Raw genomic sequence first — 21,522 nt, forward strand, 5'->3', positions numbered from 1 at the left:
GCTTACAGGAACATACCGCCCGAGACTTCAATGCGCTGGGCGTTCATCCAGCCCAGCTCATCGCTGAGCAGCGCGGCGATAGCATCACCAATATCATCCGGCAGACCTACGCGCCCCAGCGCGGTTTGCGCGGCGATCTGCTGATTAAGCTCGGCATTATCACGTACCATGCCGCCACCGAAATCAGTTTCAATCGCCCCTGGCGCGATGATATTGGCGCTAATGCCGCGTTCCCCCAGCTCTTTCGCCTGATAGCGGGTTAACACCTCCATCGCCCCTTTCATCGCTGCATAGGTGCTGGACCCGGGGAGCGCAAAGCGTGCCAGCCCGGAAGAGACGTTCAAAATCCGTCCCCCGTCTCTCATCAGCGGCAGGAGACGCTGCGTCAGGAAAAACGGACCTTTTAAATGGATGTTCATGACGTTATCAAATTGCGCTTCGCTGGTTTCAACATAGGGGGCATATAAACCCACCCCAGCATTGTTCAATAAATAGTCGAAGCTGTCGCGCTGCCAGTACTGCCTGAGGGTCTCCCCGACCTGCTGAGCAAAATGTTCGAAGCCGGCAACTTCGCCGACGTTCAGCTGTAACGCTGCGGCTTTCACCCCTTTTTGCTCAATTTCGCGAACAACATCGAGCGCTTCCTGTTGGCTGCTATTCCAGGTGAGGATAATTCCGACACCTTTCGCAGCCAGCTTCAGCGCCGCGTTTTTCCCCAATCCCCGGCTGCCGCCAGTCACAATGGCTATACGTTCACTCATAAGAAACCTCGTTTCGGCTGTTGTGGTCGTTGAGAAAGAGCTTATTAGGTGATAGAAAATCAATAAAGGTAGTCAGTAACGCTTTACTGTTTCTATTTGAACAACAATGAGCGCAACCTATGGATAAAATTCACGCAATGCAGCTCTTCATCCGCGTCGCGGAACTGGAGAGTTTTTCTCGCGCAGCGGACTCTTTAGGCCTGCCTAAAGGGAGCGTATCCCGGCAAATTCAGGCGCTGGAGAACGGGCTTGGCACGCAATTGCTGCACCGGACCACGCGCCGCGTCAGCCTTACGCAGGACGGAATGGTCTATTACGAGCGGGCAAAAGATCTGCTGGCAAACCTCGACGAACTGGATGGTCTTTTTTTGCTCGACCCTGCCAGCATCAGCGGACGACTGCGGGTGGATATGCCGGTGGCCATTGCACGAAATTTAGTCATTCCGCGACTGCCACAGTTTTTACAGCAGTATCCCGGTATCGAACTGGAGTTGAGCAGTAGTGACCGTCTGGTGGATGTGATTCGGGAAGGATTCGACTGCGTGGTGCGCGTCGGCACTCTGAAAGATTCTGGTCTTATTGCACGCCCGCTGGGCAAACTGTCAGTCATCAACTGCGCCAGCCCCGATTATCTGACGCGTTTTGGCTATCCCGAGACGCTGGACGATTTAGCCTCTCACGCGGTGGTGCATTATGCGCTCAATCTGGGGAGTCGCCCGCAGGGCTTTGAATATTATGACGGTGAGAGCACCCGCTGGGTTAAAACCGGCGGCATCCTGACGGTGAACAGTACCGAAACCTATCACGCCTCCGCTCTGGCGGGTCTGGGGATTATTCAGGTGCCACGCGTCGGGGCTCGCGACGCGCTGCGCGCCAAAAAGCTGCTGGAGATCCTGCCACAATATCGTCCGGGCCCGATGCCGGTTTCGCTAATTTATCCCCACCGCCGCAACCTCTCCCGCCGGGTTCGCCTGTTTATGGAGTGGCTAACAGAATTAATGAAGGCGTACGTAGACTAGACTGAATCTGTACCCGTGATACTTCACGCGGCTCAGGCGTTGGCCTGTGATTCGCTCTCCCGAGCCTTAGCCGCCGGGGCCGTGGCAAGCAGCATGAATTATTTAGGGTATATAATTTCAGGAACATCCTGCGTACCGAAAAGGAAAACGTCACCGATGCCGGACAACAACCAGCAACGCCCTGTACAGGAACTGGATTACGAACCAGTCAAAAAAATGGACACCACCCCGCCTTCCGCGGCATCAGAAAACGCGGAAGTGACAAGCCACGATGTAAGCAGTGCGGGAAGCCTGGTCGAAAAAGCGAAGCTGCTGGTTCAGCTCGTACAGCAGCGCCCAATGATTGCCCACATCCTGCGAGCCACCGAGCGATTTAACGATCGGCTGGGTAACCAGTTTGGCGCCGCCATTACCTACTTCTCGTTTTTATCGATGATTCCCATCCTGATGGTCTCCTTTGCGGCAGCAGGCTTTGTGCTCGCGTCGCATCCGACCCTGCTGCAGGATATCTTCGGTAAAATCTTGATGAACGTTAGCGATCCGACGCTTGCCTCCACCCTGAAAAGCACCATTAATACTGCGATCCAGCAGCGCACCACGGTAGGGATTGTCGGGCTATTGATTGCCCTCTACTCGGGTATTAACTGGATGGGGAACCTGCGCGAGGCGATCCGCGCCCAGTCGCGTGACGTCTGGGAGCGCACGCCGCAGGACCAGGAGAAGATCTGGCTGAAATACTTCCGTGATTTTATCTCGCTGATTGGCCTGCTGGTGGCGCTGATTGTCACTCTCTCTATCACCTCGGTGGCCGGTTCGGCACAGCAGATGATTATCTCAGCGCTCTATCTTGATAATATCGAGTGGCTAAAACCCGCCTGGCGACTGATTGGATTAGCTATTTCAATCCTGGCGAACTATCTGCTCTTCTTCTGGATCTTCTGGCGCCTGCCACGCCATCGGCCCCGTCGTAAGGCGTTGATGCGGGGTACGCTGATTGCCGCTATCGGTTTTGAGATCATCAAAATCGTGATGACCTATACGCTACCTTCGCTGGTGAAATCCCCCTCTGGCGCCGCCTTTGGTTCGGTGCTGGGGCTGATGGCATTCTTCTACTTCTTTGCGCGTCTGACCCTGTTCTGCGCAGCGTGGATCGCCACCGCCGAGTACAAAGATGACCGGCGAATGCCGGGCAAAACCCACCGCTAGTGACATCATCGGGCTGAATAAAAACGCAAAATTTCAGCCCGATCCATCATTTCAGCATATAAATCCAGCCTGTAACTTTTATTTAACCAAAAACCAGTTTTTTCCACCAAGTTTAAATTTATGTGAAGCATTTCATAGAAGCTATTTTAGCAGGCTGAACATTATCCCCTTTTTGCTGCTTTTTTGCCCTCCCGCCGGGTTTGTTACAGATTGAAATGTCGCTTTTGCTGTGCGTAATATGGCCGTTCGTTCGCCAAAAATAAGAAAAGTTTATGCAGGCCACAACCACAACTCTCGATTCACAACAGGAAAACGCCCCGGTTAACTCACGTAACAAAGTCGTTGTCGCCTCTCTGATTGGCACCGCCATCGAGTTTTTCGACTTCTACATTTACGCGACCGCTGCGGTTATCGTCTTTCCACATATCTTCTTCCCGCAGGGCGACCCGACCGCCGCGACGCTGCAGTCCCTGGCGACCTTTGCCATCGCCTTTGTGGCGCGGCCGATTGGTTCCGCGCTCTTTGGTCACTTTGGTGACCGTATTGGCCGCAAAGTCACGCTGGTTGCTTCGCTGCTGACCATGGGGATCTCTACCGTCGCCATCGGCCTGCTGCCCACTTACGAGACCATCGGCATTCTGGCGCCGGTGTTGCTGGCGCTGGCGCGTTTTGGTCAGGGTCTGGGTCTGGGCGGTGAATGGGGCGGCGCGGCGCTGCTGGCCACCGAGAACGCCCCCGCACGTAAACGTGCACTGTACGGCTCCTTCCCGCAGCTGGGTGCCCCGATTGGCTTCTTCTTTGCTAACGGGACCTTCCTGCTGCTCTCTTGGCTGCTGAATGATGAGCAGTTTATGAGCTGGGGCTGGCGTATTCCGTTTATTTTCTCTGCCGTGCTGGTGCTGATTGGCCTGTATGTGCGCGTCTCACTGCACGAGACGCCAGTATTCGCCAAAGTCGCAGCGGCCAAAAAGCAGGTAAAAGTGCCGATGGGTACCCTGCTGACCAAACACGTCCGCGTGACCGTGCTCGGCACATTTATCATGCTGGCAACTTATACCCTGTTCTATATCATGACCGTCTACTCCATGACCTACAGCACCGCGCCTGCGCCGGTCGGCCTGGGGCTGCCGCGTAATGAAGTGCTGTGGATGTTGATGATGGCGGTGATTGGCTTTGGCGTGATGGTACCTATCGCTGGCCTGCTGGCGGATAAATTTGGCCGCCGCGCGAGCATGATCACCATCACCTCGCTGATTATCCTGTTTGCGCTGTTCGTCTTCCCGCCGCTGCTGGGTTCCGGCAGCCCGGCGCTGGTGATGGCCTACCTGCTGATTGGCCTGAGCCTGATGGGGTTGACCTTTGGCCCGATGGGTGCGCTTCTGCCTGAGTTGTTCCCGACTGAAGTGCGTTATACCGGTGCCTCGTTCTCCTATAACGTCTCGTCGATTCTGGGGGCTTCCGTGGCGCCCTACATCGCCACCTGGTTACAGGCAAACTACGGACTGTTCTACGTGGGTGTCTACCTGGCCGCGATGGCAGCTCTGACGCTGATTGCCTTGCTGCTGACGCACGAAACGCGGCATCAGTCGCTGTAAACGTAAAACGGCAACCTCTGGGTTGCCGTTTTTTTTACGTCCTGCGCCTTACTTTTTCATCTGTGCCAGTATATTCCGACACTGATTCGCATCCCCTTCAGACGGCGAAATCAACGCCAGCAGCGCCGCCGCCGGCGTTACCAGCGTTGCCAGCGCCGCGGCCACCGCACCACGGGCAATCAACGGCCCGGCTTTCACCCCCGCATCCGGATTTTTAAAGGTTCCGCGTACGTACAGCGGCGAGCGCAGCGTAACGATACGGATGCCCTTACTTTCCGGATTGATGGTGAGGTCGAGCTGCTCAGAGGCCATGCTGGCGGTGCCCGTCACGTTGATGACCGCATTCTCCGTATCGAAGGCGAAGATCTGCGGTCGGGCAACGCCGTTGACCAGATCGATATTGGCCGCCGCGCAGTTCACCCGCACTTCATCATCGCCAAAAATCTGACCAATGATAAAGTTGCCCACATTCAGGCCGAGGATCTCCATCAGGTTACGGCTGATCAGTCCATCGTTCATCAGTAGCTTCAGGTTACCGTTGCCGTTACCCAGCAGAGCAGCCACGGAATTACCGGTACCGCGGATCTCAGCATCACCGTTCATTTCACCGAGGGTTTTCTGCATCAATTCGACGTCAGGCATCAGCTCTTTTAACTTCAGCCGCCGCGCCTGAATATCTGCCCGCCCACGCATAGGGCTCTTATCCCCTTCCAGATGAATATTTGATGAGATGGTTCCGCCCGCCATGCCGAACTTCAGCGGCTGCAGGCGCAGGTCGGCATTTTTCAACAGGATATGGGTCGAGAGATCGCTAATGGGCAGGCTGCTGCCATGTTCAATACGGCGGCCTTTGAAACGCACATCGGCATCCATCACATCCCATTTATCTGTTTCAAAACGATCGTTTGGTAGCACCTTGCCGGCAGGCTGAGCGCTTTTCTCACCCTTTTTCTGCTCGGCGCGTTTCGCGCGCTCGGCACCCTTGCCCGAATCCACCCCGATCAGCGGGCCCAGGTCGGCGAGGCGCAGCTGCCGGGACTCCAGATCCCCTTCAAGCTTCGGCCGCGGCTTGCCGGTGGTATAGGTTAGCGAGCCGTGGATATCACTGTCGCCGATGCGGCCATTAAAGTCGCGATAGTCATAGACCGACGACTTTTCAGCATCAATTTTCGCGACCAGATGACCGTCGGTTTCAAACGGTGGAGTATCGGGCAGCAGCACGCCAGTCAGCTCATAGAGCTCGCCCAGCGAATCCCCGGCAAATTTCAGTTGGAGATCAACACCACCCATTTTCATCGGGTCGTTTACCGTGCCAACGAAGGCCACCCGCGTATTGCCAGAGCGGAAATCAGCCTGTACCGGGAACGGCGTGCCTTCGCTTCGCAGGGCCAGCATACCGCCAATTTTACCCTTGCCGCTTAAAGGCTGGTCGTTGTAGCGCCCTTCCGCCTTCAGGCCAAAGACGTAATCACCGACCTTATCTTTTTTGCCTTTGTTCCCCGTCACTTCGCTAAAGGGCAACGGTTTACCCAGCGGATCGACAAAGATCTCAATATCTGCCTTCGTCACCGCATCGTTGATATCGATCCGTCCGCGATCGAAGAGGATATTATCCAGGCGGAAAGACCAGGAGGACGGTTTGGCGTTGGGATCTTTTTCTTCGTCACTCCCCGCCAGATCAAAGGTCCAGTTGTTCTTTTTTTCCGACAGACGGATCAGCCGGGCATCCGGCTGTTGCAACTTGATCCACGGTAGATAGACCGTTTTAGTGAACAGCGCCAGCGGCGCCAGCGTGGCCTCTACGCGCGGCAGATGCACCATGGTAATTTCGGGGATATCCGGCGGGTTGCCGAGGATGATGTCGTTAGCATGGATGTGTGGCCATGGAACCCAGCTGCGCCAGCCGGTTTCCTCTTTCTGGCGCTCCCACACTACGCCCAAATCACCACGAATGGCGAAGGGCCGGTTTAACTCAGTCGAGACTTTCTGGTTGATGGTCGGTTTGAGGCGATTCCAGTCAAACGTCGCAATAATGACGATTATCACCACAATCAACAACAAGAAGATCCCTAGCGACCAGGTGATTATCTTTGTTGTCTTGGTCATTCCGCACTCCCTTTTTCGCTTGCCTTTCTAGAATATAGCGCAGGCAACGGGAAAGCGGCGGCTGCGTCCGGTAATAGCGCGTCATTCACGCACTATTATGGGAAGCAGCCAAAACCTACAGAGTAAGGATGACGTTTTCGAGCGTGTCCATCGGGACGGGGCGAGAGAGGAAGTAACCCTGCGCAGCAGCGGCCGGAGAGCTTTGCACGTCTCGCCACTCTTCCAGCGTCTCGATGCCCTCGACAATGACCCCCTGGCAGTAGCGGTTCATCAGCTGAAGCAACAGGGTGAACAGGTTTCTCCCTTCCGGTGTTTGGCGCAGCATGATGAAGAGATCGCGCGCCACTTTGATGTAGTCATAGCGCACTTCGCTCAGAGCCGAGAAGTTGGCCATGCCGGTACCGAAGTCGTCCAGCCACAGCGGAGCAAACTCGCACATTGCAGCGAAGGTCGAATCTTGCGGTAAGCGTATATGCTCAACCAACTCAAAGCGGATCCACGGCAGCGTAGCGATGAGCTGCTTTAACGTCTCATCCTGACGCACCGCCATCAGCGTAGGGCCATCGACGTTTACCGAGGCGAGGATCTTATGCTGCATGAAAAAGGGCTGCTTTTCCGCCAGCATGGTGAGCTGTTCTTCCAGCACATCCAGACGTTTGCGCACCGGAATTTCCGCAAAGTAGCGATCCGGCGCGATACGCTGATCGGGCGTTGACGGATGCGTCACGATGGTCAGGATCTCAACGGCCATCAGCGTGCCATCAATGCGATAGATGGGCTGCCAGGTGTAAGCGCGCTCACATTGCAGCCAGTAGCGATGCTCCTGCAAGTTCTCAATACTTGCCTGAGGAACAACTAGCCGCTGGATATCCTGCTGTAACTTCATTTCAGATGTCCTGTTGAATGGGAGATGAGCTGACGGGACTCGTCAAAGGTTATCGGCGCAGGAGATAAGAACTTTAAGGCTGGTTGCAGGCGAAAATGAAATTCTGATGACAGAAACTGAAGCGGAACCTGTTCCAGTTCAAAAAAATAATGGAACGTCGTTTTAATATGGTTGACCACTAAACGGTGCCAGAGCACACTACCTCTAATTTCACTCTTCAGGTTCAAGATTATGTCCAAAAAGATTGCCGTCATTGGCGAATGCATGATTGAACTCTCCCAAAAAGGCGCGGAAGTGAGCCGCGGCTTTGGTGGCGATACATTGAACACATCGGTTTACATTGCCCGTCAGGTCTCCCCTGATGCGCTGTCAGTGAACTATGTCACGGCACTGGGTACCGATAATTTCAGCCAGCAGATGCTGGAGAGCTGGCAGGCGGAGAACGTCGATACCTCCCTGACTCAGCGCATGGAAAATCGCCTGCCTGGCCTCTACTACATCGAAACCGACAGCACTGGCGAGCGTACCTTCTACTATTGGCGCAATGAAGCGGCGGCGAAGTTCTGGCTGGAGAGCGAGGACGCGGCGCGCATTTGCGAAGAGCTGGCTACGTTCGACTATCTCTATCTGAGCGGCATCAGCCTCGCCATCCTGAGCCAGAGCAGCCGTGATAAGCTGCTCTCTCTGCTGCGTGAATGCCGGGCTAATGGTGGCAAAGTAATCTTCGATAACAACTACCGTCCACGTCTGTGGGCCAGCCGCGAAGAGACGCAGCAGGTCTACTCCCAGATGCTGCAATGTACCGATATCGCTTTCTTAACCCTCGACGACGAAGATGCGTTGTGGGGCGAAAAGCCGGTGGATGAGGTGATTGCCCGGACGCAGGCGGCAGGCGTCTCTGAGGTGGTGATCAAGCGCGGTGCCGATTCCTGTCTGGTCGCGGTTGCCGGTCAGCCGGTTATCGACGTTCCGGCAGTGAAGCTGGCGAAGGAAAAAGTGATTGATACCACGGCCGCGGGCGATTCATTCAGCGCCGGTTATCTGGCTGTACGCCTGACAGGCGGCACGCCGGAAGCGGCAGCCCAGCGCGGCCACCTCACCGCCAGTACGGTGATTCAGTATCGCGGGGCGATTATTCCCCGTGAGGCGATGCCGCACTAAAAAACGGCTACCTGGGTTGTAATGCCGATCGGTTAAGCACGGTGGAATCGTTCCGTTCACCTCATGTTCAGCAGAATATGGCATCACAGCACCCGTGAACGTGACAAGGGGGACCGCCGGGTCCCCCTTGTCAATCCCCGCGGCCCCGGTCAGGCCGCAGAGTGGCCGGAGGGAGGGCCAGTCCGGCAGAAAATCGCCGAGGCGTTGACCGCAGGCCGGGGCGAGGCGCAGGGATGCGCCGAGAGGGCGTGACCTACAGGGATGTAGGATCGCGCCCGACCCGATAGCCGGAGGGGGAAAGCCGAGGGTACCGCGAAGCGGCGATTTTCATTGCCGGGAGCCGGGGTAGCCAGGGGGGCGGCGGAGAGCCCCCCTGGCACGTTCACCGCAGAGGAACCGGCATAAAGCAGAGATGCCTTAGTGAACGGAACCTTTCCACTTTAGTGACATGGAAATACCGGATTGCTTAACCGATCGGCATTACCACCGTTTATCTTTGCGCGAACGCCCACCTTACTGCGCCTGCGGAATATCCGTCACGTCCTGATGATCACCAGAAACAACGGGAGCCGCACTTTGCGCGGGCACCATAATATTACTCCAGGTTTCTTGCAGCTCTTTCATGTTGTACTCAGGCTCGCCCTTCGGCTGCAGCAGAATCAGTGCCATATCCTGTGAAAGCTGCGAACGCAGATCCTGGTTCAGCATCTCCACCGTCAGGCCGCTCAGGAAGTCCTGGCGCAGTTTCTGATACTGCTCCGGCGCGATATCCACCACCTGGTTTTGCAGGGAGCGAATACGCTGACTGATAAGGATATCGGTATCTGTGCGCGCATAGGTGGCAAACAGCTTTTGCAGCTCAAGGCCCTTTTGCGCCACCAGCGCGTTAAACTCTTCTACCGGCAGCCCGTTGTCACGTACCTTCGCCAGCTCTTTCGCCACCACCGCCATATTCGCGTTCAGCTTATCGTTCGGCGACTCGACGTTAATGGCGCACTGTGCACGCTGGAACAGCACCCGGCAATCAAAGCCCAGACCGATATCTTTAGTGTTGTTCTTGCTAAGCGTCTGCTGAACATGCCAGAACAGCGCTTCACGAGCTAAATCTGCACGCCAGTAACGCAGCAGGGCTGCGGATTCCCGAATAGGCTGCCACGGGCCATCCCACATGATTGAGAGACGATCCTGACGCACTGTGTCGGTCATGATACTGACGGGCTCGGCACGCAGCGGCGACAAGGTCGGCACTGGCGCCGGCGTATGGCGTTTACCTTTCAGTTCGCCGAAGGTTTTATTGATCTGCTCTACTACCGCACGGGCGTCGACGTTACCCACCACAATCAGGGTCATCGCATCCGGGGTGTACCAGTTCTGGTAGAAAGATTTAACCTGTTCAATATCAACCGGCTGCTTCAGCGGCTCCGCCGGATCGTGGCCGAGCAGCGTTGATCCCTTGAGGCGATAGCGCCACCAGCCCTCTTTGGTATCCGCGGGCCAGGTGGCAACCATGTCACTGTTGCTCAGCGCATAGTTAACGGTTTCAGGGGTAATGGAGACGTTGCCTGCGGTATCAGAGAGCCAGGTCAGCGCCTCTTTGAGCAAATCATTACGGTTGTTCGGCAAGCTGAGGTTAAACATGGTGTAGTCATAAGAGACCACGGCAGGCGGGAGTGGGCGTTTCGGGTCGATGCCCTGTTGCCACAGTGAACGCACCTGCACAGCCTGCAGGCTGCCGCTTTGGGTCAGCGCCAGCCGGGGGATAAAGTGGCTAAAGCCGGTCTGCTGCGTGCTTTCCGTCAGGGAGCCCGTATTTACCGAGAGGCGGATTTCAATCCGATCGCTGGGACGCTGAGGCGTCGAGAGGACCTGCCACTGGAAGCCGTTCGCCAGCGTCCCCTGTTGCCATGCAGGATCGGGCTGGAGCGCATCAGCGTGCACGTAACTGGCTGCTGCCATCATCAGCAAACCGCCGGTTAAGAGTCGAATTTTTGTGCCCTGCATGTGAACCCCTGATCAACATTCCTGGTTAAAAAGAGTGCTACACGCCCTGGAGCACTCTAAAGACGATATTCAAAACACTCCGATTAGACCGCGCGTTAAGCGAAACGTCACGGCATGAAGTGAAATATACCCGAAAAAAATCTTGTCGAATTATGACAGGTATGAGGGGCCATTATGCGCAGGAGCCCGCACTCCGACAAGGGAATGCGGGCCTGAGAGCAGATTTTAGGAGGATAAACCGTGCGTTTTGCCGTCTGGCGCACGATTATTGAGGGTATCGTCGAGCTTTTTATGATCCAGCTCTTTCACCCACTTCGCGACCACGATGGTCGCTACCCCGTTACCGACCAGGTTAGTCAGCGCACGAGCTTCAGACATAAAGCGGTCAATACCGAGGATCAGCGCCAGCCCCGCCACCGGCAGATGACCCACCGCTGAAATGGTTGCCGCCAGGACGATAAAGCCGCTGCCCGTCACCCCGGCCGCCCCTTTCGAAGAGAGCAGCAACACGACCAGCAGCGTGATTTGATGGAAAATATCCATGTGGCTGTTGGTCGCCTGAGCGATAAATACCGCGGCCATGGTCAGGTAAATCGAGGTGCCATCCAGGTTAAAAGAGTAGCCCGTCGGAATGACCAGCCCCACCACCGATTTGCGGCAGCCCAGCTTCTCCATTTTATCGAGCATACGTGGCAGCGCCGACTCGGACGAGGAGGTACCCAGCACGATGAGCAGCTCTTCGCGGATATAGCGGATGAACTTAAAGATATTGAAGCCGGTGGCCTTTGCAATACTCCCCAGCACGACCACTACAAACAGAATACAGGTGATATAGAAGCAGATAATCAGCTGGCCCAACTGTACCAGGGTGCCCACGCCATATTTACCGATGGTAAACGCCATCGCCCCGAAGGCCCCGATAGGTGCCAGACGCATAATCATATTGATAATGCCGAAGATGACCTGAGAGAAGCTTTCAATCACATTAAAAATCAGCTGCCCTTTGCTTCCCAGGCGATGCAACGCAAAGCCAAACATCACGGCAAACAGCAGTACCTGCAAAATGTTACCGCTGGCAAAAGCGCCAATGACGCTGCCGGGAATCACATCCAGAAGGAAGGCCACCACACCCTGATCTTTTGCCTGATCGGCGTAGACGGCGACCGCTTTGGCATCGAGCGTAGAGGGGTCTACGTTCATGCCGGCGCCGGGTTGCACCACGTTCACGATAATCAGGCCGATAATCAGCGCCAGGGTGCTGACCACCTCAAAATAGAGCAGCGCGACCGCGCCAGTGCGACCGACCGCCTTCATGCTTTCCATGCCCGCGATACCGGTCACCACGGTACAGAAGATAACCGGGGCGATAACCATCTTGATGAGCTTAACAAACGCATCGCCTAGCGGTTTCATCTGCGCGCCCAGTTCAGGGTAGTAATGGCCCAGCAGAATGCCGATAGCAATCGCAGTCAGCACCTGAAAGTAGAGACTTTTGAAGAGTGAGGTTTTCATATGATGTCCTTGGGAAGAAAAACCACAGGCACTATAGGGATAATAATTACCTGCGGATTTAAAATACCACCCGGCTCTCAGGACAGATACAGACTCAGATTAGAAATGAAACACAAATGTTAAAAAGTTTGAGCTGGCTCGCACAAGCCAGCAACATTTTAATTCAACGCAGGGGTGTCATGGGGAGAAAGGTAATGCGCTTCAAAGAGATCGCGTGGAACGGCACGGGCGAAGAGATAACCCTGCCCATACTTCACGCCAGCCTCTGCCAGCCAGTCGCGCTGTGCCTCGGTTTCGACCCCTTCGGCAATCACGTCCAGCGTCAGGCTTTGCGCCATCTGAATAATGGCCTGCACCATGCTGCTGTCGTCCGGTAAACCTTCCACAAAGGTCTTGTCGATCTTCAGCACGTCCACCGGCAGCGTTTTCATATGCTGCAGCTGACGCAGCCCCGCATACCCCATACCGAAATCATCCAGCGCGATACGTACCCCGGCATTGCGCAGCGGACGCAGAATCGCCACCGCTTCGTTCGGGTCGTCGATACGGCGACTTTCCGTTACCTCAAGAATCAGGGTGTCAGGCTGGATTTGATAGCGATGAATCAACTCCAGCAGCTCGGAAACCATCGTCGGGTGCATCAATTGCAGCGCAGAGAGATTGACCGACAGCGGCAGGGTAATACCACGAGCCTGCCAGGCTGAGAGCAGCCGGCAAGACTCCTCCAGCACCCAGTGGCCCACCGTCACCATCAGCCCACAGTTTTCAATACGTTCGATTAACCCTTCCGGCAGCTCCCAGGAGCCGTCCGGCTGCTGCATACGCAGTAGCGCTTCGGCGCTTTTTACCCGGCCCGTACTCAATTCAACCTGCGGCTGCAGCCAGATGGCAAACTGATGATTATCCAGCGCGTTAAGGATATCGCTCTCTTCCGTCAGGCGCTGCTGCGCCTTTTCCATCTCTTCGGGTTCGAAGAACTGGATTTGGTTTTTACCCTTGCGACGCGCAGCAAAGGCGGCGGAGAAGGCCCGGCTGTAAAGTTGCTCGGCGCTCTGATCGCCGTAATACATGGCAATGCCAATGCTGGCGCTGGGGCGCAGCTGGATGCTCTGAACCGGCAACCGCTCGTTAATGACAGTGAGCACTTGCTGACCTAACGTGATGGCATGCCATGGCTCCTTCACCCCATGGGCGATAATCACGAAGTCGTACCCCGTGACCTGAGAGAGCACCATCCGCGGGGAGAGGACGGATTTCATCTTTTCCACAAGCGTGAGCAGCAACATCTCTCGCTGACTCTCTTTCAACACCCCGGCGGTGTCCTGCAAGGTTTCACAGGCCACGACCATCAACGCCGTCGTCTGCTGGCGGGCGACCGTCTGCTCCAGCAGACCCATCAGGAACGCTTTGTTCGGTAAATCCGATACCGGGAAGCGGGTCGCATTGCAGTTCATCTCGTCATACTGACGCAAAATCCGCTGTTGATTGATGTTGTAGCTGCGGACCAGCATGCCGATCTCGTCGTCATGATGCAGGCGCGGCAACGGCAGCTGGTGACCCACCTGATACTCTCCCGGTAGATCATTGAGTTCCCGGGCCAGACGGCGTAGCGGATGCACAATCAGTCGGTTAATACACCAGGTCAATGCCACCGTCAGCATCAGCGTCAACAGTAAGTAAGCAGTCACTAACGTTGATAGCCAGCTCATCACAAATTTAAACATGCGATAAGAGTCTGACTGGAGCACCAGATAAGCCAGCGGCTGCGGATTTGCCGGGCGTTCCAGCGAATAGATGGGGAGCGAGATTTGCACCGGCAGTTCGACCATTCGCATTACCATCATCGGCACCGGACGCTCAGGGATAAAGCGCATACGCAGCGCCTGGAACTGATTAGGCAACACCACATCCGCCCGGCTGACGACGCCGGCCGGCTGGATCCCTTTAAGGATGGTTTCTGCTTCCGGGATATCCCCTTTCAGGATGGCCGCAGAGAGCGGTTCACGAACCGAACGGGCAATGCTTTCAAGTTGCGTAGCCGTGTTGTAGCGATTCTGCTGAATGGAATGAACCAACAGAATGACGCAAAAGATGAAAACAAACACCATAGTGACGGCGGAAACCATCGCCATTTGTTTGATAGTTAATGAACGGCTGACACGCAAAATGACTCTCCAGAGAACACGACACGCGGGGTAATCAGATGTGACCCCGCTGCCGCCTGAGTATACCCCATCGCAATCGATTTAAGAGAGGCTAACAAAACGATTAAGGTTATTCTGGTTACCATTCCGCATAAGGCATAAGCGGCTGCGGTGGTATGTCCATGTCACCCTGCCAGCCTGCGGCAGAATAGCGTACATACATCAGCGCATGGCTTGGGGTGTAATCCTTCGCCTCCTGAATATCGACCCCCAGCCCAACAAACCAGTTGGAGGTGACACGACGTTCAATAATAGCCCGGGCGGTATAACCGGTACCGCTGCTGCTGCTTCCCTCTTCCGGCTCACTGCGATCGCCGTATCTGCCTGGTTCAACAGGGATCAGGCTCTGAATCGGGTAGCGCTTACCGTCATTGCTTTTCGAGTGTGACCAGGAGACCGAGCCACCCAGCTCCCAGGACCAGTTCTCGGTACGCTTACGCCAGTTGATGGGCAGCGCGAAGGAGACATACTGTTGTGGGCTGTAGTAGCCGCCCTGTCCCAGCGTGTACTCGCTCAGGTCTTTATCGTAATGCCAGAGCATATTGCTGAGGCCGACGGTCAGGCGCTCGTTATTGGCATTGATGAGTTTGTAGTAGTAGCCGGTCATCCAGCGCACGCGCCAGTTGTCCGCCACGTTCTCGCCGGTCAGGGAATCGGCATTCAGACTAGACCAGATCCCATTCGCCTCACCCTTGTCATAGCTAACGCTGACCCCGCCCCCGGTGGAACGTACACCGCCCCAGGTTTTATGGGTATTGGGATCAACCTGTCCGGCAAAGGCCAGCATGGAGCTGGAGACCGGGCGACGGTGCGCGTTAACCGTATAGCCCAGCGGACCGATATCGCTGCTATAGCTGATACCGCCAACAACATCGACGACCTCGAAGCCCATCGGTGTGGTACCGATGTCCATCGCCCAGGTGCTGTTTTCCCAGCCCACCGCAACGCTGGCGCCATCCGCCGTCTGGCTAGTGTGACCATAGCATGCCGTACTGGCACAGGTGCCCCACTTCGGATTAAAAGATCCATTGCTTGCGGTAGAGAACGAGCCTGCGTCCATATTGACCATGTCCGTACGGAAGAACATCCGGCCGTCGGAAAGCGGTGCGTCGACGTGCAGCATGGTGGTATGGGCTTTAAGGTCAGAGTAGCCCCCCGTACCGCTGGAGCCCCAGTACTCGTGCTGCAGGGTGACGTTAACATCCTGCTGACGATAGAGATCGCCCGCGTCGCTACGTACGCCGCGCTTCAGCCAGTCATCGCGCTCATCATTACGCGTCAGGCGGGTGAAAGTGTCGTTATCCACCGGACGGGTCGGGGTGATCCCCGAGGCCACCATCGTATCTTTGTAAGTCTCAAGCGCCGCCTTTGGCTGACCGTTCGCCGCCTGGAAACGGGCCGCGTCGCGCAGTACCAGCGCACTCTCCATCGACGGCGGCTGCGATTTCGCCTGCGGAATGAGGCGGCTAAAGGTCTGTTGCGCCGTGTCGGTATTACCCAGCCCTGCCTGGGCCAGCGCGATACGACGCTGCATATTGATGGAAGGGGACTCGCCCTGCGGCGTGGCAGGCAGCGTCGCCAGCGTGGCCTGGGCTGCAGACTTGTCGCCCGCGGCGATGTGCGCTTCCGTCAGGCCAAGTATCGCATCGGCATTTTGCGGCTCGCGTTTTAGCACCGTTTCATAGGCTGTTTTTGCCGCCGCCGTATCGCCGCGCTGCTGTGCCCAGTCGGCCAGGATCAGATCAATACGCGTCGAGGGTGGCTGCTGACGTAGCAACTCTTCCGCCTCCCGCTCCTTACCGCTATCACGCAGGCGGTTCGCGGTCTCCAGCACCTGGTTGCCCTGCAGACGATCGCCCAGTTCGCGGATGTTATCGTTCCACTGACTCTGGGGCAGCGTATTCAGGTGTGCCAGCGCGGCACGATCCTGATCGTTGCCCGAGAGATAAAGTCCGTAGGCGTAAACCTGCTCCGGATCGCCCGGCTTCTGCGAGGCCAGGTTGCGCATCAGCGTATCGGCCTGGCTTCGCTGACCGCTGCTGTAAAGATCGCGTGACAGCCGGTAAGTGATCCAGACATTGCCCGGATCCATCGCCAGTCGGCGGCGCTGGATCTCCGCCGCCTGAGCATAATTACCCTGATTTTCGAGCTGCTCGGCCTGCTGGGCCAGCTTCTCGTTGCTCAGGCTGCGTTCAATATCATCGATACTGCGGCGCTGGCTGGCAGAGAGCGATTGTATAAACTGGGTCGCTTTTTCCGGTGATTCGGCGCGATAGAGGTTGGCCAGTCCACGCACCGCGTTGCTGTTGCCGCTGTCCATACGCAGCGCCTGACGGTAGTAGCGCTCGGCGCTGGCACTGTCTTTACGCGCCATGGCCGCATCCCCCAGTCCTAATACGGCATAGCTGTCGGTATTATCCGTGTTGCGCGCTTGCTGGTAATAGCGTTCGGCCTGGCCTGGGTTATTGGCTTTCAGCGCCGCGTCGCCCTGCTGGATCAGCAGCCAGTAGCGGTTAACCTTGAGCAAACTGTCCCACTTGTCGCGGTTTTCACTTTGCGGATCGAGCGCGATCGCTTTCTCGAACTGCGCCACTGCCCTGGCACGATCGCCTTTCTGGGAGTAAGCCTGCCCGAGAGCGCCTACCGCTTCACTGTCCGCATGATTCGCGCTGACCGCCTGCTGCAACTCTGACACAGCCCGCTCGCCCTGACCCGCCTCAACGGCGGCCAGCCCCTGCGCCTTCGCACGGAACGCCGGGTCGGAAAGCTGTTGCTGCTGCTGCGCCAGTTGGGTACGCGCTAACTCCACGCTATCCCCTTCACTGAACACCTGCAGATAATCCTGTAAGGCTTTTACGCTGGCATCACTGACCGGCGTGTCTTTAATTTGTTGATACCAGATAGACGACGCGGCGTTACGCCCGCTGTTGGAGTTCGCCATCTGACGCAGCACGGCGAAGCCCTCATCACGACGCCCACTCTGAAAAAGAAGCTGGGCCAGTGAGTTCTGTAGCTGGCTATCGCCGGGGCGGCTGGCATTGATGCTCTTAAGCTGGTTGATCGCCTCATTGCGACGGGCAGGCACCTTCGCCACCAGCGTCCAGTACTCGGTGGCGATATCGCCATCCGGCGGGCTGCCAGCAAACAGCTTATCGTAGGCGGCAATCCCTTCGGCGGTATGGCCGGTAGTGGCCAGCAGACGGGCCTGCTGCAGCGCCTGACGTCCGTCAGGGCTGGAGAGAGACATGCTGCTGCGCGACGATTTATAAGCTTCTGAGGTTGGCGCCATCGTCTTCAGGCGGTCCAGCTCTTTTTGCGCGCCGGCGGTGTCGCCCTGGCGCAGCAAATAGCGGAAGCGTGCGGCCATCACGTCCGGGTTGTTCGGGTCAATCAGTTCGAGGCGATCCAGCGACTGGCGAACCAGGTCTTCGCGCTGCGTGGACTCGCCCAGCCGTACCTGCTCAAGCAGCTGTTTTTGCTGTGGGGAGTTCACCGCCTGCGCGGCCGGCAGTAAGGCCAGACCGAGCGATAAACTGAGTAAACTTATTGTGAACTTGCGCATTCCTGGCCCCAGTCAGGTAGTAATTCACCTTTCACGGTGAAACGAAAACGATGCTGATCCCAGCCTTGTCCAAAGAGGGTCAGTACGTAGCTGTAATAAGCGTCATCGCCAGGAAAGTTGTCTGCTACACGCTGACGCTGCGCGGCTTGTGCATCGCGATTTTGCAAGAAAGGCAGCAGCGCAGCGGAGAAGCCCACCGGGCCCTGTCCGGTCGGTTTACCCGTGGCGACATCCACTTTCTCCGGCGGTATCCCTTTTTTAGCGGTAAGGGTTGCCATAGGTTTCAGCCGTGCCAACAACCGCGCTTTTTGCGGATCGCTGTCGTGCATCATGCCCACCCACAGCCAGACGCGAATAGCGTCATAGCTGCTGACGAGCGTTTTCTCTGGCTTGAGCTGCCAGCCGCCGTTTTTTTGATAACGTACCCAGTCGGGTGAAAATCCTTTCGGCGCAGTTTCCAGGAGCAGGCGCAGGTTGGTCTCCCGCAGCGTGCTCCAGGGCGCGCCAAAGCGAGTAAAATATTGTGCCAGCTGAGGCGGCAGATAACTTGGGTTGAAGCGCCACAGATTCTGTTCCGCAAAACCCACTTTGCCCGGCAGCAGCATGTAGCCCAGACCCGGCACCTTCACCACCTCTTCACGAACGATGAGCTTTAATAGCGCCCGCCCGGTATCGGTGTAAGTTTGCTCCTTCCACAGACGACCGGCCTCCAGCAGCGACCAGGCGATCCAGATATCAGCGTCCGAGGCGGAGTTGGGGTCGAGCACCTGCCAGCTGTCGGGGGCTTTTTTACCCCATAGCCAGGCAGGAAGCTGCGTATTTAACGCGCCCTTCGCCAGGTTATCCTGCGTCCAGCGCAGGATTTGGTCGAAGGTTTTACGGTCATTGGCGGCGAGGGCAAAGAACAGCGCGTAGCTTTGCCCCTCCGACGTGGTGATGCTACGGGCATCGCTGGGATCGATAACCCGTCCATCTTCGCTGATATAAGCCTGTTTGAACCGATCCCAGGCCGGCCAGCTGCAGGCGGCCTGAAGATTCCACGCGGTCAGCATAAACAGCGCCAACAAACCGTAGCGAAATCCCTTCATCACGGTTTACTCATGATCCGGATCGAGACGACGACGGCTGAAGATGCGCAGCAGACGCCACAACACCCAGGCCAGCAGCACGACGCTTATCGCGGCGAAGATCGCCAGCAACACCGGATGGTTTGACAGGGCATACCAGACGCGCTCAAACCACGGCAGATGACCGACGTAGTAGATATCCCCCACGCGCAGGCTATTGACGCCAGACTCACGGATGATCGATACCGAGCCAAACATCGCCGCACGTTTGCCGCTGTCGTTCATGGCCTGGTTCAGCAGTTCATAGCCGCGCGGGCTGTCTGCCAGCAGGGCAATCACGCTGCGTTGGTCGTTATACGGCGACTGGAACCCCACAACGGCGGCCATTGGGCCGGTGGAAGAGACTTCCGCGCGGGCATTAGCCTGACGGTCGCTCTCATCCGGCATAATGCTCGGTAAAGAACTTTCGCGCAGCGGGGTGTTCACCCAGGCTTCTGTCGCCTGCACCAGCAGATCAACGCGCTTGTCATCTTTTAACGCATCCGGAATCGCCCCTACCAGCAGGATATCGGCATCTTTACCCTGCAACTGGCTGGCATCGCTGGTTAGCGTGAAGTTTAGCGCCGGGAACCCGGTTTGCGCACCGACGGAGCCCATGGCATCCAGCAGCGTCGTCAGTTGGCCTTCGTTCGGATCTTTCGGCGTTACCACGATCGATTCCGAGAGGTCAGCCATACGGCTGAACGGGAAGCTGGCGTTGGCGAATGCGCGCAGATCCGGCATGGCAAGGAAGTGGTAATACTTCGAGAAGTCGATGGTGGAGTCATCGCCAATGACCACATGGTTCTGTACTGGCTGGAAGGTAATACAGTTTTCAACCGTACCACCCGGCATCGGGTTCATGTACTGGAAATCAAAGCGCAGCTGGTTTACCGCACCCAGCTTCAGCGCCGGAATCGAAACATCCGTTTTACCGTCCAGCAGCCCTTGCAGAACCGGCAGACGCAGCAGAAGACGATTCGCATCCTGCGTACTGGTCAGCGCGAAGGATTGCAGGAACTGGTTGTTCAGGCTGATATCCATCCGCGAACTGTCTTTCACCGGCGGCGCGGTGTAGCGGTAGTTCAGATTCATGTCGATGCCGTTGCTGCGCAGCAGATAGAGATCCGGCGGCAGATTTAACGACAGACTAATGGATGAGGGCTGCAAACCGGTGGCCTGCAGCTGCTCTTCATAGGTTTTCAGTTCGCCAAAGGTGACCGCGCGATCGGTACGCACCCAGTTTGGCGCATCGTATGGCTTACGCGGCAGCAGCGGTTTCACATCGTTAATCACCACGCTATTACCACGGAACAGCACGTTGCCTTGCGCCAGCCCTTTCGCCGCCTGCAGCAGGTCTTTGTCATCACGACCCATTACCACCAGCAGCTTCACGTACGGGTTGTTGGGATGGCTCATCATCTCGATGGTCGGCGCTTTCACCTCAGGATGATCGCGCAGGAACGCCGGACGGCTGGCGTTCGTGGCGAAGACGATCGCGTTGGTGTCTGGCAGTTTGTCATAGATGACCGGGAAACTTTGGCCGCGCCAGCCGCTGCGAGAACCGAACCAGGAGGCGACAATCGATGCCGCTTTTTGCTGTTCGATTTCCGGCGCACCGGCAAAGACCATCGGTAAGTTCAGCGGGCGATTGTCGCGCGGGTCAAAGAACGGCACCGGGAAGCGCGAAAGATCGTTAGCCACCGCCAGCGACTGATAGGTCAGATCCAGCGAGCTACTACGCCCCACGTCCATCCACAGCGTACTGCTGGCCGGGTTTTCACAGACGTCACGATAGTGGCCAACAAATTCCAGCCGCACGCGGTTGAAGTCACTGATAAACAGCGGGTTGATCGGCAACTGCGCCAGGGTTTTCTTGCCCAGCTGCTCTTTGGTCACCGGCAGGACGCCCATCAGTTCATCGTTCAGATAAACCTTCAGCTGTGACTGTACCGGCAACAGCGAGGGAGAGGGGGTGTATTCAAGGTTCAACAATGCTTTAGAAACGACTTCGTCGCTGCGCATGCCGAACTCGATACCGCCGTTCGGGTTAATACCGCGCAACACCATGCTACCCGGCGGTGGCGCGATCTGAGCAAAGGAGAGCTTCACATCGCGTGACGGTGCGCTGTCGGCGACAATCGGCGCATCGGCACCCTGCACGCCAGGCATGACCCGGCCTACTGGCGCGTCCGACGGCGGTAGCGTCTGGCCCGTTGTAGGTTGATTCGGGATCACCGCTTCCGTTTGCCCCGGCGCGGCGGTGGCTGCCGGCTCAGCGGGGGCTGCGACAACAGGTACCGTTGGCGCAGGAGTCGTCTCCGGTGCCGCCGAGACCATAAAGGAGGGGAGCGCACTCATCCCGACCGCCACTGCACTAATCCATGATAGTTTTCTTTTCAT

At 56.8% G+C, this 21,522-nt stretch carries 13 protein-coding genes; 4 read left to right on the top strand and 9 right to left on the bottom strand.

What is annotated here, in order from left to right; genetic code table 11:
* Positions 1 to 2: 2 nt before the first annotated feature.
* Positions 3 to 761: an SDR family NAD(P)-dependent oxidoreductase gene (locus tag B2Q93_RS08205; RefSeq protein WP_286932485.1), complete on the bottom strand. Its 759-nt coding sequence runs from the start codon at positions 759 to 761 to the stop codon at positions 3 to 5.
* A gap of 119 nt (positions 762 to 880) precedes the next feature.
* Here B2Q93_RS08205 and B2Q93_RS08210 point away from each other — a divergent pair, with 119 nt between their 5' ends.
* The 3 genes from B2Q93_RS08210 to B2Q93_RS08220 all read left to right on the top strand — a co-directional run bounded on the left by B2Q93_RS08210 (position 881) and on the right by B2Q93_RS08220 (position 4,581).
* Entirely contained in the window at positions 881 to 1,780 is a 900-nt protein-coding gene (locus B2Q93_RS08210) for a LysR family transcriptional regulator (RefSeq protein ID WP_040078179.1), read from the top strand.
* 156 nt (positions 1,781 to 1,936) lie between these two features.
* Complete coding sequence (gene yhjD, locus B2Q93_RS08215) at positions 1,937 to 2,986, top strand: inner membrane protein YhjD (RefSeq protein WP_046886817.1); 1,050 nt, start codon at positions 1,937 to 1,939, stop codon at positions 2,984 to 2,986.
* A 272-nt stretch (positions 2,987 to 3,258) separates the two neighbouring features.
* Positions 3,259 to 4,581 (top strand): MFS transporter, encoded by a 1,323-nt coding sequence (locus tag B2Q93_RS08220; RefSeq protein WP_212478370.1) that lies wholly within the window; start codon positions 3,259 to 3,261, stop codon positions 4,579 to 4,581.
* 48 nt (positions 4,582 to 4,629) lie between these two features.
* Here the strand turns inward: B2Q93_RS08220 and B2Q93_RS08225 are convergent, their stop codons facing one another.
* Both B2Q93_RS08225 and pdeH read right to left on the bottom strand, forming a co-directional pair.
* Entirely contained in the window at positions 4,630 to 6,687 is a 2,058-nt protein-coding gene (locus tag B2Q93_RS08225) for an AsmA family protein (protein WP_212478369.1), read from the bottom strand.
* 115 nt (positions 6,688 to 6,802) lie between these two features.
* Positions 6,803 to 7,573, bottom strand: coding sequence for a cyclic-guanylate-specific phosphodiesterase (gene pdeH, locus B2Q93_RS08230; RefSeq protein ID WP_046886820.1), 771 nt, complete (start codon positions 7,571 to 7,573; stop codon positions 6,803 to 6,805).
* A 231-nt stretch (positions 7,574 to 7,804) separates the two neighbouring features.
* On the opposite strand from pdeH, the gene B2Q93_RS08235 reads away from it, so the two are divergent.
* On the top strand, positions 7,805 to 8,734 hold the full coding sequence (locus tag B2Q93_RS08235) for a sugar kinase (protein WP_286932488.1): 930 nt from the start codon (positions 7,805 to 7,807) through the stop codon (positions 8,732 to 8,734).
* Positions 8,735 to 9,247: 513 nt separating this feature from the next.
* Here the strand turns inward: B2Q93_RS08235 and B2Q93_RS08240 are convergent.
* The 6 genes from B2Q93_RS08240 to bcsB form a co-directional block, all read right to left on the bottom strand.
* Positions 9,248 to 10,735 (bottom strand): M16 family metallopeptidase, encoded by a 1,488-nt coding sequence (locus B2Q93_RS08240; RefSeq protein WP_040078172.1) that lies wholly within the window; start codon positions 10,733 to 10,735, stop codon positions 9,248 to 9,250.
* Between the two features lie 225 nt (positions 10,736 to 10,960).
* Entirely contained in the window at positions 10,961 to 12,247 is a 1,287-nt protein-coding gene (gene dctA, locus B2Q93_RS08245; RefSeq protein WP_046886823.1) for a C4-dicarboxylate transporter DctC, read from the bottom strand.
* Between the two features lie 158 nt (positions 12,248 to 12,405).
* Entirely contained in the window at positions 12,406 to 14,412 is a 2,007-nt protein-coding gene (gene hmsP, locus B2Q93_RS08250; protein WP_046886824.1) for a biofilm formation regulator HmsP, read from the bottom strand.
* A gap of 118 nt (positions 14,413 to 14,530) precedes the next feature.
* Positions 14,531 to 18,013 (bottom strand): cellulose synthase complex outer membrane protein BcsC, encoded by a 3,483-nt coding sequence (bcsC, locus tag B2Q93_RS08255; RefSeq protein ID WP_286932490.1) that lies wholly within the window; start codon positions 18,011 to 18,013, stop codon positions 14,531 to 14,533.
* Positions 17,995 to 19,101: a cellulose synthase complex periplasmic endoglucanase BcsZ gene (gene bcsZ / locus B2Q93_RS08260; RefSeq protein WP_046886826.1), complete on the bottom strand. Its 1,107-nt coding sequence runs from the start codon at positions 19,099 to 19,101 to the stop codon at positions 17,995 to 17,997. The genes bcsC and bcsZ overlap by 19 nt, the downstream gene beginning before the upstream one ends.
* 6 nt (positions 19,102 to 19,107) lie before the next feature.
* Positions 19,108 to 21,522 (bottom strand): cellulose biosynthesis cyclic di-GMP-binding regulatory protein BcsB, encoded by a 2,415-nt coding sequence (bcsB, locus tag B2Q93_RS08265; protein ID WP_212478365.1) that lies wholly within the window; start codon positions 21,520 to 21,522, stop codon positions 19,108 to 19,110.

This window comes from Leclercia sp. UBA5958 (assembly GCF_002430365.1).
In the GTDB taxonomy this organism is placed as follows: Bacteria; Pseudomonadota; Gammaproteobacteria; order Enterobacterales; family Enterobacteriaceae; genus Enterobacter; species Enterobacter pneumoniae.